The organism is Virgibacillus doumboii (assembly GCF_902806455.1).
GTDB classification, from domain to species: Bacteria; Bacillota; Bacilli; order Bacillales; family Amphibacillaceae; genus Lentibacillus; species Lentibacillus doumboii.
This window is the reverse complement of record NZ_CADCWQ010000001.1, coordinates 513182-529354: the sequence shown is the minus strand read 5'-3', so window position 1 is coordinate 529354 and position 16173 is coordinate 513182. Positions and strand designations below refer to the sequence as shown.

The 16173-nt window shown below is 39.3% G+C and carries 15 protein-coding genes and 1 pseudogene; 6 read left to right on the top strand and 10 right to left on the bottom strand.

Going from position 1 to position 16173, the window contains the following annotated elements; genetic code table 11:
- Positions 1 to 12: 12 nt before the first annotated feature.
- The 5 genes from G6R02_RS02475 to G6R02_RS02455 form a co-directional block, all read right to left on the bottom strand.
- Complete coding sequence (locus tag G6R02_RS02475; RefSeq protein ID WP_164667685.1) at positions 13 to 549, bottom strand: TRAP transporter small permease; 537 nt, start codon at positions 547 to 549, stop codon at positions 13 to 15.
- An 80-nt stretch (positions 550 to 629) separates the two neighbouring features.
- Positions 630 to 1706, bottom strand: a complete 1077-nt coding sequence (locus tag G6R02_RS02470) for a TRAP transporter substrate-binding protein (protein WP_164667684.1) — start codon at positions 1704 to 1706, stop codon at positions 630 to 632.
- Positions 1707 to 1755: 49 nt separating this feature from the next.
- Positions 1756 to 2694, bottom strand: a complete 939-nt coding sequence (locus G6R02_RS02465; protein WP_425509012.1) for a formylglycine-generating enzyme family protein — start codon at positions 2692 to 2694, stop codon at positions 1756 to 1758.
- A gap of 25 nt (positions 2695 to 2719) precedes the next feature.
- The gene (locus G6R02_RS02460; RefSeq protein WP_164667683.1) at positions 2720 to 4339 is read right to left on the bottom strand and encodes an arylsulfatase; all 1620 of its coding nucleotides are present in this window, start codon (positions 4337 to 4339) and stop codon (positions 2720 to 2722) included.
- Between the two features lie 42 nt (positions 4340 to 4381).
- Positions 4382 to 5149 carry a GntR family transcriptional regulator gene (locus tag G6R02_RS02455; RefSeq protein ID WP_164667682.1) on the bottom strand — a complete coding sequence of 256 codons (768 nt, stop codon included), beginning with the start codon at positions 5147 to 5149 and terminating at the stop codon, positions 4382 to 4384.
- Between the two features lie 242 nt (positions 5150 to 5391).
- On the opposite strand from G6R02_RS02455, the gene G6R02_RS02450 reads away from it, so the two are divergent.
- On the top strand, positions 5392 to 6171 hold the full coding sequence (locus G6R02_RS02450) for a sulfite exporter TauE/SafE family protein (protein ID WP_164667681.1): 780 nt from the start codon (positions 5392 to 5394) through the stop codon (positions 6169 to 6171).
- Positions 6172 to 6203: 32 nt separating this feature from the next.
- A complete protein-coding gene (locus tag G6R02_RS02445) occupies positions 6204 to 7877 on the top strand; it encodes a glycerol-3-phosphate dehydrogenase/oxidase (protein ID WP_164667680.1) in 1674 nt (557 codons plus the stop codon).
- A 225-nt stretch (positions 7878 to 8102) separates the two neighbouring features.
- Here G6R02_RS02445 and G6R02_RS02440 read toward each other — a convergent pair whose 3' ends face one another.
- The 5 genes from G6R02_RS02440 to sat are packed head-to-tail and all read right to left on the bottom strand — an operon-like array spanning position 8103 to position 13623.
- Positions 8103 to 9284, bottom strand: coding sequence for a DegT/DnrJ/EryC1/StrS family aminotransferase (locus G6R02_RS02440; RefSeq protein WP_164667679.1), 1182 nt, complete (start codon positions 9282 to 9284; stop codon positions 8103 to 8105).
- Positions 9250 to 10059 (bottom strand): 3'(2'),5'-bisphosphate nucleotidase CysQ, encoded by an 810-nt coding sequence (gene cysQ / locus G6R02_RS02435; RefSeq protein ID WP_164667678.1) that lies wholly within the window; start codon positions 10057 to 10059, stop codon positions 9250 to 9252. The genes G6R02_RS02440 and cysQ overlap by 35 nt, the downstream gene beginning before the upstream one ends.
- Positions 10059 to 10661 carry an adenylyl-sulfate kinase gene (gene cysC / locus G6R02_RS02430; protein ID WP_164667677.1) on the bottom strand — a complete coding sequence of 201 codons (603 nt, stop codon included), beginning with the start codon at positions 10659 to 10661 and terminating at the stop codon, positions 10059 to 10061. The genes cysQ and cysC overlap by 1 nt, the downstream gene beginning before the upstream one ends.
- A 12-nt stretch (positions 10662 to 10673) precedes the next feature.
- Complete coding sequence (locus tag G6R02_RS02425; protein ID WP_164667676.1) at positions 10674 to 12455, bottom strand: SLC13 family permease; 1782 nt, start codon at positions 12453 to 12455, stop codon at positions 10674 to 10676.
- Between the two features lie 16 nt (positions 12456 to 12471).
- Positions 12472 to 13623, bottom strand: coding sequence for a sulfate adenylyltransferase (gene sat, locus G6R02_RS02420; protein ID WP_164667675.1), 1152 nt, complete (start codon positions 13621 to 13623; stop codon positions 12472 to 12474).
- Positions 13624 to 13921: 298 nt separating this feature from the next.
- On the opposite strand from sat, the gene G6R02_RS02415 reads away from it, so the two are divergent.
- From G6R02_RS02415 to G6R02_RS02400, 4 genes and pseudogenes are all read left to right on the top strand, one after another.
- Entirely contained in the window at positions 13922 to 14449 is a 528-nt protein-coding gene (locus G6R02_RS02415) for a transposase (protein ID WP_246202499.1), read from the top strand.
- A 502-nt stretch (positions 14450 to 14951) separates the two neighbouring features.
- Entirely contained in the window at positions 14952 to 15122 is a 171-nt protein-coding gene (locus G6R02_RS02410) for a hypothetical protein (protein ID WP_246202498.1), read from the top strand.
- 51 nt (positions 15123 to 15173) lie between these two features.
- Positions 15174 to 15542, top strand: a complete 369-nt coding sequence (locus G6R02_RS02405) for a Mu transposase domain-containing protein (RefSeq protein ID WP_164667673.1) — start codon at positions 15174 to 15176, stop codon at positions 15540 to 15542.
- A gap of 180 nt (positions 15543 to 15722) precedes the next feature.
- Positions 15723 to 16156 (top strand): annotated as a pseudogene (locus G6R02_RS02400) (ATP-binding protein); the annotation flags it as partial.
- Positions 16157 to 16173 lie beyond the last annotated feature (17 nt).

Genomic DNA, 16173 nt, shown 5'->3' with positions numbered 1-16173 from the left:
TTCACCTCTTTCTTAATCTGGAAGTAATGATTTTTCTTTTACAGCTGGATCAGGATCTTCCTTTAAAACCCTTAATATAGTAGTTATATTAAGTTGAACCAGAATATAGGCAAATCCTACTGGTACAGACAAATATGGAATCATCATACTTATTCCAAACACAAAAGGATCATGTGAACCTTTTCCACTTAACGCGAAAATCCATCCATAATAAATAAGAAATATTAGGAAAATAGAAATTAGTACATCTATGATAACTAATAGGATTTTCCTGTTCTTGGCGTTTAACTTATCCATAAACATATCAACTGCAATATGTTCACCCGCTTTAATTGCTAAACCTGAACCAAGAAAGGCCATCCACATCATCATATATTTTCCTAAAGCATCCGCGAAGTTCAAGGGGTAAAAGATTACGAAGCGGGTAAATATGGAGACAGATATAGTTGTAACTGTAGCAATTAGAAGAAGGACGCAAATAATTTCTACAGTTTTCGACAGTATCTTGTCTATTTTCATTAAAGAATTGACAGTAGTTTGTCTACTCATAATTAAATTTCTCCCTGTATTTCTAATTGGAGGTATAATTCTATACCTCCAATTAGATTAGTTAGTTGTTTTTAATTAATTCAGCCATCAATTTGGTAGCCCCAACCACCTTCACCAACTGAACCTCTTTCTTCCAAAATTAAGTCCAATTTATCCTGAGGCATTCCTTCTTTTCCAACAAATTCTCCCCAGACTTTTTCCTTAGTGACTTCTTTTATTTTTTGAACTTCCTCTTCTGGAAGCGTATAAACTTCTACTCCTTCTGCTTTCATCTTATTTATATTCTCTGTAATATAGTCTCCGAGAAAATCAACATGCCATTCACGTGCCTCCTTTTCGGCCTCTGTCAATATCTTTTTGACATCGTCAGGTAATTCCGCCCACATTTCAGAATTAACTACCATTACAGATGCATATGTTTGGAAGTTTACATCTGCTATATAGTTGATTAGATCACCCTCATGAAACTTTGCAGAGTAAAAGCTCGCATAAGGAACAGTTAAACCGTCGACCATTCCAAGTCGTACTGCTTCAGGTGTTTCTGGCCAGTCAACAGTTACCCCTTTAGCTCCCCATGCCTCCTGACTTGCAATCTCAAGCGGGGACCGGGATGCACGGAATTTTAGTCCTTCCAAATCCTCCAGTGATTGAATTTTCTCTTCGGAAGTCCCAATAACCCGTGGACCACCAATTTCCAATGTTGTAAACCACTTTAAGTTAACTTCTTCTAATTCTTTATTGACTCTTTCTTGTACTTTTTCACTATTCATTGTATTTAAGAACTGATTCCGTGATTCAAACAAAAATGGTAAATGGAACATTTCAAAGGCTGGAGTAATGCTTGCCAGGTTTGCAAAAGAATCAGCAGCAAAATCTAAATTACCATTTTTTACAGCTTCAAAAGTTTCAACCCCTGATCCTAGTTGCCCACCATGCAATACATCGATTTGAATATTTCCATCAGACTTTTTCTCTACGAGTTCAGCAAATTTATCAAGCCCTTTACTGGTTACATCCTCTTTTGACAATACGTTCGCAATCTTAAAAGTATACTCTGCATCTCCTGATGAAGTTTCTCCGCTCCCCGACTGACTACAACCAACCAATACACCAACAAAAATCAATACCAGGAAAATACTAATTGACCTTTTAATCATTGAATAACTCTCCTCTTTACATACATTTTTATTCTTTATAGCCTACTTACTACCCATCTGCTGCACAGCGAAACCCCATATGACCTGTTGAACTATCCGGTGTATTAGAACTTCTAGCTGCCACACGATACCTATTACAATAAGAAACATGACATAAGTAAGAGCCACCTTTAATTACTTTAGTTTCACCCAATGGATCTTCAAAGTTGTTTTCTTCTCCTTTTGAATGAGTGCTGAACCAATCTGCGCACCATTCCCACACATTGCCTGAAACATTATAAAGTCCATAATTGTTAGCAGGAAACGACTTGGCCGGAGCAGTTGACAGGTATCCATCCTTAGCAGAATTATGTTTCGGAAAATCACCCTGCCAAATATTACACATGAATTCACCTTTAGGATGGAGATTGTCTCCCCATGGAAACCTTTTACCTACCAAACCTCCCCGGGCAGCGAACTCCCACTCCGATTCAGTAAGTAAACGCTTTCCACTCCACTCACAAAACGCCTTTGCGTCATTCCAGGATACATGTACTACTGGATGGTCCATTCTGTCTTTAATAGTTGAGTCCGGACCTTCCGGGTGTTTCCAACTGGCTCCTTTTACAGCCCACCACCATGGTGTATCCCTTACGACTTGGGCCACATTTTTCTTCGATTGTTCACTAACCAAAGAATAAAAAACAAAGGACCAGCCAAACTTTTCTGCATCTGTCGTATACCCCGTCTGGCTACTAAATTCTTCAAATTGTTTGTTTGTAACAGTACATGGATCAATATAAAAAGGTTGAACTGTTACTTCCTTTACGGGGCCTTCCCCGTCTGTCGGAAAACCTTCTTCACTTTCAGTCCCCATTAAAAAAGTTCCGCCTGATAAATAAACCATGTCATTGGTGTTAACTTTTTTACTCTTTGTAACTGTAGAGGTATCTGAAATGTATACGCCAGAATTTCTACTTACGCTGCAACACCCAATTTGCTTCTCCACCTAAAACCCCCTCTATTGAAAAAAATTAATCTTCTTCCCAGAATGCCTTATTTGTTCCGCTTGATTCCATTATGCTAAGAATTTTATCTCGCGGAACAACCCGGCATCTGTTCGCCCATTTTTCGTATTTCAATGCCATTTCTTCCACAAATTCCGGATACTGATCAGCTAAATTATTTAGTTCAGTTCTGTCTTCCTGCATATCAAACAATTCCCATAGCTCAGGATACTTTTTGACCAGCTTCCATTTCCCTATTCTGATAGCGGCATTTCCTTCATGTTCCCAGAATAAAGGAGTTTCATCAGCATGATCATCCTGTATAATCGGAGTCAAACTTCTGCCTTCGAGTGGTAAAATTTTATTTCCGTTATAAATCTCCGGGTATTTCGCCCCGGTTATCTCCACAATGGTTGCCATAATATCTGTCAACTGACCTGGTGAGTGTCTCAATGAACCCTTATCCCTAATTCCTTCAGGCCAATGGAAGATTAATGGTGTTGATATTCCCCCTTCATGGACCCAGTGCTTATATAACCGGAAAGGAGAATTTGATAGATTAGCCCATGCTGTACCATAACTTTGATAGGTGTCTTCAGGGCCAGGCATTATTGAAGGTTCATTACCAAATCTTACTTCCTCTCCATTTCTGGTATGTGACTTTGCAATCATCAGATTTTCTGTAAGTTCATCTACAGAAACATTTAATGGGATATCTTCCGCACAGGCACCATTATCGGAAAGAAAAATAACAATAGTATTATCAAGTTGATCTGTTTCTTCCAGAGAATCTATAATTCTGCCAATCCCCTGGTCCATACTGTCTATTTGAGCTGCATACACTTCCATACATCTTTGCAGCCATTCTTTATCATCAGCATCCTCCCATGCAGGCTGGCTCGGATCACGCTCTGTAAGTTTCCAGTTCTCATCAAGAATTCCCATTTCCACTAATCTGTTTAACCGTTCTTCTCTAAGTGTGTCCCATCCCTTGTCAAACCGGCCTTTGTATTTTTCTATGTCTTTTTCTTTTGCGTGCAATGGCCAGTGTGGTGCGGTATAGGCAACATATTGGAAAAATGGAGTATCATTTTCTTTATCAGCATGGTTCTTTATGTACTGAACTGCCTGATCACTAATCGCATCTGTATAATAAAACTCTTCATTTTCTTTCGTTTCATGTTCAATATTTTTGTTGCCCCTGGTCAGCGTGTTAGGGTCATAAAAGCTTCCCGCACCGATTATGGTTCCAAAAAAATCATCAAATCCTCGCTGCAGCGGCCAGTTTTCTGATGGCTCTTTCAAGCTCTTGGCTATATGCCACTTACCGCTCATATATGTCTTATATCCGTTATCCTTCAAGACTTCCGCAATCGTTACACATTCATTGTTCAGATCACCGGGATACCCTTCAGGACCATTATCATATGTCAGGATTCCAATTCCTGTCTGATGTGGATGCAACCCTGTGAGCAAAGATGCTCTCGAAGGACTGCACCGCGCTGTATTATAAAACTGGGTAAAACGAACACCATTCGCTGCTAGTCGATCCAGGTTGGGCGTTTCTACTTCTCCCCCATAGCACCCTATATCTGAATAACCCATATCATCATTCAATATAAGTAGTACATTCGGTTTCTTTGCCATTCTAATTCCTCCTGAAAAAGTGATAGTCTGTATAAATGATTTTTATAATCCTTTTCTCGATAGTTTAATTAGGTACTGAAAATGATCAGGTCGATATATTGCTTTTAAAAATTCAATTGGCGTGGAATCGGAAGAGTAAGTAATCCTTTCTATATACAATAATGCATCCCCCTCCTTTACTTTCAGTAAGGCTGCAGATTCAGCATCTGCATTTACAGCGCTTATCATCTGCTTAGCTTCATTCAGGTAAACATTAAGTTCTTCCTCAAAGTATTTATAGATCGCAATACTTTTTAAATCCTGCTCTTCTAATGAAGGGCCATACTTAGCAGGATAAAATGCATGTTCAACAGCAGTGGGATGGGTATCTGCAAACCGTATACGTTTTAACTCCCATGTTCTCTCTGTATTCAGCTTAGATTTTAGTTCACTTTCCATTGCTTCCTGTACTCCATATCCCTGTTTGGTGATTTGGGCATCTGGAACAAAACCTGACTCTTTAATAATTTCAGTGAAGCCCAGTAGTCTGCCCGTCCAGTTCTCCGGATGGTTTATTCTTAAAAAAGTGCCTCTACCTCTTTCACGTATAATTACTCCTTCATCAACCAGCATTTTTAATGCATTCCTGATTGTTACGCGACTGACTCCAAACCTTTCCATAAGTGCATGCTCTGTTTCCACTTTTCCATTCTCATCTACTAACTTCTTTTGAAGAACTTCTTTTCTGATAATGTCTCTGACTTGGATGTGTAATGGAATTCCACTGTTTGTATCAAGAGACTGTTCAAGCATATCCAGTTTACTTTTCAAATTAATCTCCGCTTTCTAAGAATTTTCTTAATAAAAGTTGTATTAAGATTTGTATTATTATTATAACAATTTATGAAAGCGCTTCAAGTGTTTTTTTACTATTTACACTATAAAAAATATTCATATGTTATTAATAAAACTCATAAATGTTATTCATGATTTTTTCTTATAGGATATAAGTTTAATTGATTTTACTGTCATTTCCCCCTCTGCTAACGTTAAATATGAGAGGAGGAAAGACGTTGGAAGTATCATATGCATTGTTACTCCTATCATTAGGTATTCTATCGGGGTGCTATGGAACAATTGTTGGAGCCGGCGGTGGATTCATTTTCGTTCCAGCATTACTTCTCATATTAAATATGGAGCCTGCACTTGCTGCTGGTTCAGGTTTATTTATTGTTCTAATCAATTCTTTGGCGGGGATAGCGGGCTATGCCAGGCAAGGGAAGATTAAATTTCGTTTGGGATTAAAAATTGCAATAGGTGCATTTCCCGGCGCACTTATTGGAGTTTGGCTTTTACAGCGTTATTCCTCACAAACATTCTTTATTATCTTTGCAACAACTTTACTGATTCTTGGACTATTCCTGTTAATAAAGAGTCGTCCCAATTCCGATACGAGATCATCTTCTTATAATGAAGTTTCCTCCACTGTGGATACCACAGGAAATACCAAGTGGATACTTCTATTAGGTTTATTTATGGGGACCCTCTCAAGTTACCTGGGAATAGGCGGTGGATGGCTGTTGGTTCCGGTTTTGATTTACATGTTTAAAGTTCCGACACATCTTGCCACGGCAACTTCAATCTTTTCATTATGCTTATATTCCACGGTAGGAGTTGTGACACAGCTTATATATAATCATATCGATTGGATGACGGTACTGTGGGGAGGAATTGGGGTTATTCTTGGTGCACAATTAGGGGTAATCTTATCCCAAAAAATACCCGGGAAAATAATAATTCAAATGCTCTCTTTGTTATTAATAGTAATTGGTATACGAATGTACTTTCAGTAATCAAAAATACTTATTAGGCAGGAGTGAACCTAATGTCGAATTTCTCAAGTTTCATGAGGGAAGATATCTTTTTGGAAATGGAAGCATATAAACAGGATATACTGGTTATTGGTGGGGGGATCACCGGTGCAGGAATTGCCCTGGACTCGGTAACCAGAGGATTAAAGACTACAGTTCTGGAAATGCAGGATTTTGCAGCCGGTACTTCCAGCCGTTCAACAAAACTTATCCATGGAGGGTTACGTTATTTAAAACAACTGGAAATAAAGGTAGTTGCTGAAGTTGGAAAAGAAAGAAAAATTGTTTACGAGAATGGTCCTCATGTAACCACACCAGAGTGGATGATGCTTCCTTTTTATGATGGTGGCACATTTGGTAAATACACTACAAATTTAGGATTGTTACTTTATGATTTTCTCGCGGGAGTTAAAAAGACAGAACGACGTAAAATGTTCAGTCCCAGGGAAGCGATGGTGAAAGAGCCTCTTATTAAAAGAGATGGCCTAAAAGGGGCAGGCTATTATGTGGAATACAAAACAGATGATGCACGCCTAACTATAGAAGTTATGAAAAAGGCAGCTGAGCTTGGCGCTCATTCGATTAACTATGCTAAAGTAACGGAATTTATTTACAAAAGCGATAAAGTAGTAGGGGTTGTTGTAGAGGACCAAATAACAGGAAACCTACATAAAATTTATGCTAAAAAAATAATTAATGCTACTGGTCCATGGGTTGATAACCTTAGAGAAATGGATAAATCAAAGCAAGGAAAATCTTTGCATTTAACCAAGGGTGTCCACTTAGTATTTCCAAAAGAAAAATTTCCTTTACAGCAGGCAATCTATTTTGATGCACCAGATAATAGAATGATATTCGCTATTCCACGGGGGGATAAGACTTATGTGGGAACAACAGATACAACGTATAATGATGAGATAGCTTCCCCTAAAGTGAAAGCCGAGGACTATGAATATTTGATAGACACAATAAACTTTATGTTCCCATCGTTGAAGATTGACCTTAAGGACGTAGAATCCAGTTGGGCTGGCATACGGCCGTTAATCGCAGAAGACGGTAAAAATCCAAATGAAATTTCCCGTAAAGATGAGATCTTTATATCAGATTCCGGTTTGTTCTCTATAGCAGGTGGCAAACTTACCGGTTACCGCAAAATGGCAGAACAAGTAATCGACAAAGTTGTAAAACAATTTAAAGAAGAAGATGAAATTTTACATTCCGATTCCAATACACGAGGACTACCCATTTCAGGAGGAGAAGTTGGCGGTTCTCAAGGTTTTAAGAATTTCAAAGAAAATAAAGTTGAACAAGGAATTTCTTTAGGTTTAGAAAGAAAGGACTCTCTAAACCTTGTTCAAAGATATGGTTCTAACGCAGAAAAGGTTTTTAATATATATAAGGAAAAGGCAGATGAGGCTAAACAGCAAAATGTTGATCCGGTCGTTTTTGCCCAAATTGTTTATGGACTGGAACATGAAATGGTTTTTAAGCCTGCAGACTTTTTTATAAGAAGAACGGGGGCTTTATATTTTGATATAAGTTGGGTAACAAAACACTTTAGCTCAGTAATATCATACATGGGTAAGAAATTAAACTGGAGTAATAATCAACAAGAAGAATATACACGAGAGTTGAATGCATTGATAAAAGAAAGGAAACCCACCGAGGTTGAAAAATCTATGATTTAGAGCTGAATTTTACCATAACTATTCAGATTATTTTTTGTATAAATTAATGACATAAAAAGTGAATGTTATCGATCTATTTGTCATGAAAGATGATTGGAAGGGTAAGATTGATTTTTTAGAGGAACATTAAATATTTACTGAAGACAAAGAGACTTTTTACCCCAAAAACTATATCCCAAACAATAATCAAAGATAATTATTTGGGATATAGTAAATTAATTCACATTATGATTGATCAGCAATAAATCTCTCTATAATTGAAATCACGTTATTTTGTTCTTTAACCGTCATGTTAGAACCCGATGGCAAACACAATCCATACTCAAACAAATAATCCGACACACTATTACCTTCTTCATGTGGATAATACACTACACCTTCAAATAAAGGCTGCAGGTGCATTGGTTTCCATACCGGGCGCGCTTCGATATCATATTCGGCAAGTTTCTCTATAATTTCATGACGGGAAATTCCAGTTTGCTTAGGATCAATAGTTAGTGCCGTTAGCCACCGATTAGACTTCGTACCTTCAAGTTCCGGCTGAAATTCAAATCCTGGAACATTACCAAATGCTTCAAAATATCTCTCAAAAACTGCACGGCGCTGTTCCACACGTTTATCCAAAACTTCTAACTGCCCACGGCCGATTCCGGCAACAATGTTACTCATACGATAATTGTAGCCAACTTCACTGTGCTGATAATGTACCGCGGGATCACGTGCTTGAGTTGAAAGGAATCTGACTTTTTTCAAAGATTCCTCATCATTTGAGACTAGTGCGCCCCCACCTGAAGTAGTAATGATCTTATTTCCATTAAAAGAAAATATGCCAAACTTACCAAATGTGCCGCTTTTTCTACCTTTATATTCACTTCCTAGGGATTCAGCTGCATCCTCTATAACCGGCACTCCGTACGAATTACAGATGTCCATTAGTACCTCCATACGTGCGCTTTGCCCATATAAATTAACAATAACAACAGCTTTGGGAAGTTCTCCATTTTTTTCGGCGTCTTCAAATGCACGTTTCAATGCTTTTGGTGACATATTCCATGTATCCATTTCAGAGTCAATCAAGACTGGATTGGCACCTTGGTATAATATTGGATTTGCACTGGCAACAAAAGTTAATGATGAACAAAATACTGTATCATCTGTGCCAACGTTTAAAAGTCTTAATGCTAAATGAATAGCTGCAGTTCCAGAAGTAACTACAGATGCACCATTAATAGAATTATAGCTTGCAAGTTCACATTCGAACCCATCGACATTATTACCAAGTGGTGCCACCCAGTTTAAATCAAAGGCTTCCTGTATATATTTTTGTTCATTTCCGCTCATGTGTGGTGAGGATAAAAACAAACGTCCCAATTTACTCTTCCCTTCTTTCAGCCAAAAACCAACCATTCTTCAAGTTCTCGCGATTGTAGTAAAAACGTTTATTGTCTTCATGACGAAGTACTTTCCCACCAGCTGCTTCGACAATGGCCTGTCCAGCACCTGTATCCCATTCCATTGTAGGGGCATAGCGAGGATAATAATCAGCCTTTCCTTCTGCTACAAGGCAAAATTTAAGTGAACTTCCAGCAGATACAACATCGACTTCATAATCTTTGTGCAACTCTTCGATAAATTCTTCTGTTTCCGCTGACATGTGGGAGCGGCTTGCCACAACATTAACCACTGTTGACTCTGCAGTTTCTGGCAAGCGTACACTTTTACTCATCAAATCCTGGTCATCGGCAATTGCAGTTTCTGAAGCATTTTTCAATTTAAATGCGCCTAAACCTTCCTGACCATAATAAAACGTATCCAGTATCGGTGCATAAATAACACCCATTACAGGATATTTTCCATCAATCAACGCAATATTTACCGTAAATTCGCCATTCTTCTTGATAAATTCTTTTGTTCCATCCAATGGATCGACTAAAAAGAATTGCTTCCAATTTTTGCGCTCCGTAAACGGAATTTCCGCACCTTCTTCACTCAGCACAGGAATATCCGCATATACCTCCTGCAATTCCTTCATTATGGACTGATGCGAACGCTGATCGGCCTGCGTTAACGGTGAATTATCTTCCTTCGTTTCCACTTCAATACCCTTTTCATAAACATCTAGGATCTCGCGTCCAGCTTCCAAAGAGATTTCCAGCAGCTTCTTTAAACTCACATCAGCCATTATTCCAGATATCCTTTTTCTTTTAGGTACGCTACAATTTCCTGAACGGATTCTTTGAGGCTCAACTTGTCTGTATCTACTGTCACTTCCGGATTTTTTGGCTCTTCATATGGTGCATCAATTCCAGTGAACCCTTTGATTTCGCCGGCACGTGCTTTTTTATATAAGCCCTTTGGATCACGGGATTCACACGTTTCAACACTTGCATTCACAAAAACCTCAATAAATTCACCATCTTCCAGCAGTTCACGGACCTCATTACGGTCTTCACGATATGGGGAAATAAACGCAGTTAACGTAAACAAACCTCCATCGACCATCAGTTTGGAAACTTCACCGATACGGCGAATGTTCTCTTTTCGGTCTTCCGGGCTGAATCCCAGATTTTTATTTAAACCGTGGCGAACGTTATCCCCGTCGAGACGATAAGTACGAATTCCCATCGCATGCAGTTCTTTTTCTAATTCCACAGAGAGGGTCGATTTACCCGAACCTGATAAGCCGGTGAACCAAATAACCGCACTTTTATGGCTGTTCAATTTCCGTCGTTCGGCTTTTGTTACCTTCGATTCGTGCCATACAATATTATCTGATTTTGCCATTTGTTTTCCTCCTTAAAACCACACATTATAAATAATTGTAACTGATGTAATCATTACTAAAATACTTAGCGGTGTACCCACTTTTATATAATCTTTGAACGTGTATCCACCGGGACCATATACAATTAAATTGGTCTGATACCCGATTGGTGTAATAAAACTCGATGATGCAGCAATCGCAATGGTTACGGCAAATCCCATTGGTTCCACACTTAATTGATCAGCAAGCGCAATCCCAATCGGCACCATCAAAACAGCCGATGCCGTATTGGTGATTAACTCAGTAAACAGATTAGTCAAAAAATAAATCATAAATAAGATCACAAGCAATCCCAATGGTTTACCGAAGCTGACCATTCCATTCGCGATCCATTGAGCCAGTTCCGTCTCCCGCATGGCAACACCAATACCGAGTGCACTGGCGATTAGCAAAAGAACATCGAATTTAATGTACTGTTTGGCTTCCTGCGGGGTAATGATTTTTGTCACCACAAGAATCAGCACAGACAACGCCATTGCCTTAAACATGCTGAAAACACCAGCAGTAACAAGAGCAATCATGACCAGCAATAAAGCAATGGAGAACCAGCCTTTCGAAGGATTCTGCTTTAGCTTATCCGGTGTATCTAGTGACGATACGACATAAAAATCGTTGGATTGCTGATTTTTTTCCAAAAAATCAGTACCTGCTAGTAACAGCAACGTGTCGCCGGGACGTAAAACAATATCACCGACCTTGCTTTTGATCCGTTCGTTATTACGATGAACCGCAATAACACCAGCATCGTATTTTGAACGGAACTGTGACTGTTTGATTGATTTTGTTGTCAAGGTGGAATCGTGTGACACAACGGCTTCAACTAAATTCGACGTTCCATTTTTCAGGTCATTCAACCCAATGTTCGTACCCGTCTCAAGCTCCAGACCTTTAATCTTTTCTAAATCCGCAATTGTGGAAATCAGGCCGGTAAAAATCAGCCTATCCTTTTCCTTAATAACCGTTGTCGACTTAACTGGAGAGATGTGCTCATCCCCTCGAATAATTTCAACCAGATAAAGGCCCTTAAGATCACGGAGACCAGCATCTTTGACGGAATTACCAAGATTCTGAAACGCCTCAGATACATGCATTTCTGCAATATATTCCTTAGAATCCTCTTTTACACGCTGACTGAAACCTTTATTGTCAGGCAGTAACCTATGGCCAATCGTGAACAAGTAAATCATGCCGATTACCGCAATTGGAATACCAACTATCGCCAGTGTAAAAAAAGAAAACCCCTCCAATCCATACGTACCCGTCAGCATTCCATGAACAACCAGGTTCGTTGATGTACCAATCAGTGTGATCGTCCCACCCAAAATTGTTACATATGATAGTGGAATTAGGAACTTGGATGGTGCAATCCCCCGCTCTTCACACCAATTTTTAATTATCGGTGTGAACGTAACAACAATTGGTGTATTGTTAAGAAATGCCGAGAAGGCCGATGTCGGTACAAAAAACCGCAGCATCGAACCTGTCTGTGTTTTACTGTTCTCAAGCCACTTCTTCATCATCTGATCAATCAGTCCGCTTTTCTGAACAGCACCGGCAACGATGAACAGCAGTGCAATCGTCAGCATTCCTTCATTGGAAAAACCGCTTAACGCCTCTTGAGGAGTCAAAATCCCGGATATTAATAAAATTACCAAAACAGAAAAGACAACCATGTCCGGCCGTGCTATATCTATGAGCAGCGCGGCCAACATGGCTATTATCAAAATTAAAACAAATATCATTTGAAAAGTCATGGGATATTTACCCCTTCTAGTTTTGCTTCATTCCTTTAATAAGGATATCAGCAACTTCCGGACGTGAAAATTCTTTTGGAGGGCGTTCACCGTTACGAAGTAGTTCACGAACTTTTGTGCCGCTCAAATGCACATGTTTTCCTTTGTCATGCGGGCATGTTTTGGCACTGGCCATGTTGCCGCATCCTGTACAGTAAAAAGCATATTCGAATTTGAATACCTGAATGCCAAGCTCTTCTTCAAACTGGGAAATGAATTCCTGTGCTTCATATGTTCCGTAATAGTCACCGACACCTGCATGGTCACGACCAACAATAAAGTGTGTGCAGCCGAAGTTTTTACGTACAATCGCATGCAGCACAGATTCTTTCGGTCCAGCATAGCGCATTGCTGCCGGGTAAATCGCCAAACGTGTACGATCTTCAGGATAATAGTATTTCAGGATAGTTTGATAGCTTTCCATGCGGACATCAGCCGGAATGTCGTCTGCTTTTGTCTCCCCAACTAATGGGTTTAGCAGCAAGCCATCAACAGCTTCCAGTGCACATTTTTGGATATATTCATGTGCACGGTGTACTGGGTTACGTGTCTGGAAGCCAACAATTGTTTCCCAGCCAAGGTCATCGAACATTTTGCGTGTTTCGGTTGGGTCCATGTAGAATGGGTAGAACTCACCATGATCTGGGCGCTGCAACAATGTAATTGGTCCACCCAGGTAAACATTTCCACGTTCATAAAGTTTTTGCACACCAGGGTGTTTATCCTCAGTTGTTCCGTAAACATTTTGCGCTTCCAGTTTACTATCGTATGTGTATTTCTCTTCCAATGTTATTGTTCCATAAATAATTTCATCTTCGCCTTTAAGGGCAACCTCATCACCGATGTTTAGCACTTCAGCTTCATCTTCAGTGACAGGAAGTGTGATTGGAATTGTCCAAACAGTTCCATCAGCCAATCGGTAATTATTGACTACACTCTCATAATCATCTTTTCCCATAAAACCATTCAATGGGCTAAAGCCACCAATACCAATTAATTCGATATCTGAAACCACCCAAGGGTTCACCGTTAGGGATGGAAGTGTTTCTGCTTTTTTAATTGCTTCTTTTTTTTTGTTTCCTTGTAGTTCACAGTTAACTAAGGTACCGCCATGTGGTTCATTTGCCATTGTATTACCTCCAAAATCTGTTTTCATACACTATTTTAGTATATCATTATTTTCCTTAGTGTTCTATCGCATTATGACAAAATGTGATAATTCGACAAAACCTACTAGTATTCTTTGGGGAAAATTTATTATTTTCCCAAAAAAATAACATACGCCATCTACATCAGCACCTTAAGTTTGATTATTGCAGACGAATTGAGCCAACCATTTGCGAAATAGAGAGACACTAAGAGAATAGCCTTTTGTATAATTAAGCGGCATGCGAAAAGGTATGACACTATTATACAGGAGTTTTTTTATGGTCAGTTGTCGTAAGATTCTGGAACTGTATTTGGAAGGGGGCAGTCAGAGAACGATTAGTTCTAGCACTGGGCATTCAAGAAATACAGTTTCTGATGTCGTTAATCTTGCCAAGAAACTTGGTATTGATCTCTTTCCAGAGAAACAAGCTATTGAGAAAGGTTATTTCCCGGTTGACTGGGAAGCAGTGCATAAGGAACTGCAAAAAAAGAATGTCACCTTGACTTTATTGCATCATGAGTATGCAACGGAAGCACGAGAAGGTGGGAAAATCCCCTATGCCTACCGAACTTTTTGTGAAAAGTATGGGAAATATGCGAAGAAATATAAACTAACGATGCCGATTCGCGGAAAACCAGGTGAAGTTATGGAGGTGGATTGGGCAGGTTCTACACTGCATATTATGGATCGTTCAACAGGCGAAACGATTCCAGCGTACGTTTTTATTGCGACGTTGCCTTACAGTCAATTCAGTTACGTAGAAGCATTTTTGGATATGAAATCAGCTAATTGGCTTATCGCTTGAGTATTGCGGACAGTTTGAGCCAGTAGTGCGGAATTTTGAGCCACTGTATACGGACATCTGAGCCAGTAAGTGCGGAAAGGAAATCCACCAATGCTTTGCCATAATTAGTGCAAATTCTGTTGTCCGCCACCATTGACTTAACTTTTATCCGTGTTGAGGAACAAACGCAGGCATGTCATAAATAATGCCAAAGAGGCACGCCTGCTCAAGTATGATAACACGGACAATCCGATTCTAAGCATTCGCTGGTGGGGCCCCGATCCCTTCCAGCAAATACAAAGAATCGGGCATTACAGTCAATGGCAAGCAGCTCCTCTGTGGCTGTGGCTCTGACTCTATATTTTAAAGAGTGTTTGATCATTAGTGGCTCTCAGCTCCGCAAAGGCTTGGCTCTATTTTCCGCAATTGGTGGCTCAAAACTACGCATAAGTGGCTCAATTCATCCTCAATATTCACCGCTCACATCCATGCATTGGAGTATTTTGGAAGAGTTCCTGAAACATTGGTTCCGGATAATTTGAAAACAGGGGTTACGAAGGCACTTCGAGGTGAACCTATACTTAATGAAGCCTATCGTGAACTGGCAGACTATTATCGAACAGTCATTATTCTGAGCCGTGTTCGAAAGCCAAAAGATAAGGCAAGTGTCGAAGGAACAGTCGGATATATTTAGAGACAGATTATCGCACCACTGAGAAACTATCAATGTTTTCATATCGAAGATTTGAATCATCAAATCTTTGAAAAGCTAAAAGAAATCAATACCATTGAATTCCAGAAGCGACCTGGTTCACGTAAAAAGGTGTTTGAGGAAGAAGAGGAATCCCATTTTCAACCACTTCCTCAAACACGGTACAAGCTTACGGAATGGAAAACAGCAAAAGTTCAACTGAACTACCACATCCAAGTTGAACGAATGTATTATTCCGTTCCATATGATTATGTCCGAGAGCATGTCGATATTCGACTAACCTCGGATTTAATTGAAGTTTACTTCAAAGAAGTTCGAATTGCATCCCATAAACGATTATATGGCGAAATCGGTCAGTATTCTACAAGCACAGATCATATGCCTGATAATCATCGATTTTAGACCATAATCCAGAAAATAATCGAAAATGGGTAGAAACAATTGGGTTATCAATGACACAATTTGTTTCTTATATTTGGAAATGAATACGGAGAAAAAAGCATTAAATATCCTTAGTACAAAAAGAAATTTATCTACGAAATACACAAAAAAAGAAATGGAAGAAGCAACCGAAATATTACCGCATTTGGAAACGGAAAAACATGGATCTCCAACGCCTTCGGGATTCAAGCATGTCGTCATTTTTACAAAGTAAAATACATCCGGCTACCCGAATTACTTGATGAATTAGCTGTAGCAAAGTATGAAGCAGATAGCAGTTTCCGTAAGCTAATACAGAAAGATAGAAAGATTGATTTATTAATACTAGATGAATGGTTATTAACCGAGTTCTCGGAAGAAAATGTACTCCATGTGTTGGAAATCATTGAAGCAAGGTTAAAGCGGGCATCTACTATTTTCTGTTCTCAATTCTCACCAGAAGGATGGCATTCAAAATTAGGTCAGGCACAGGTAGCTGATGCGATTCTTGATAGAATCGTTCATGATCTTATAAGATTCTGGTTGATGGAGAAGTCTCCATGAGAGAACGTCATGGATTGAGAAGATCTAAATGATTCCAATACAAGTTGAA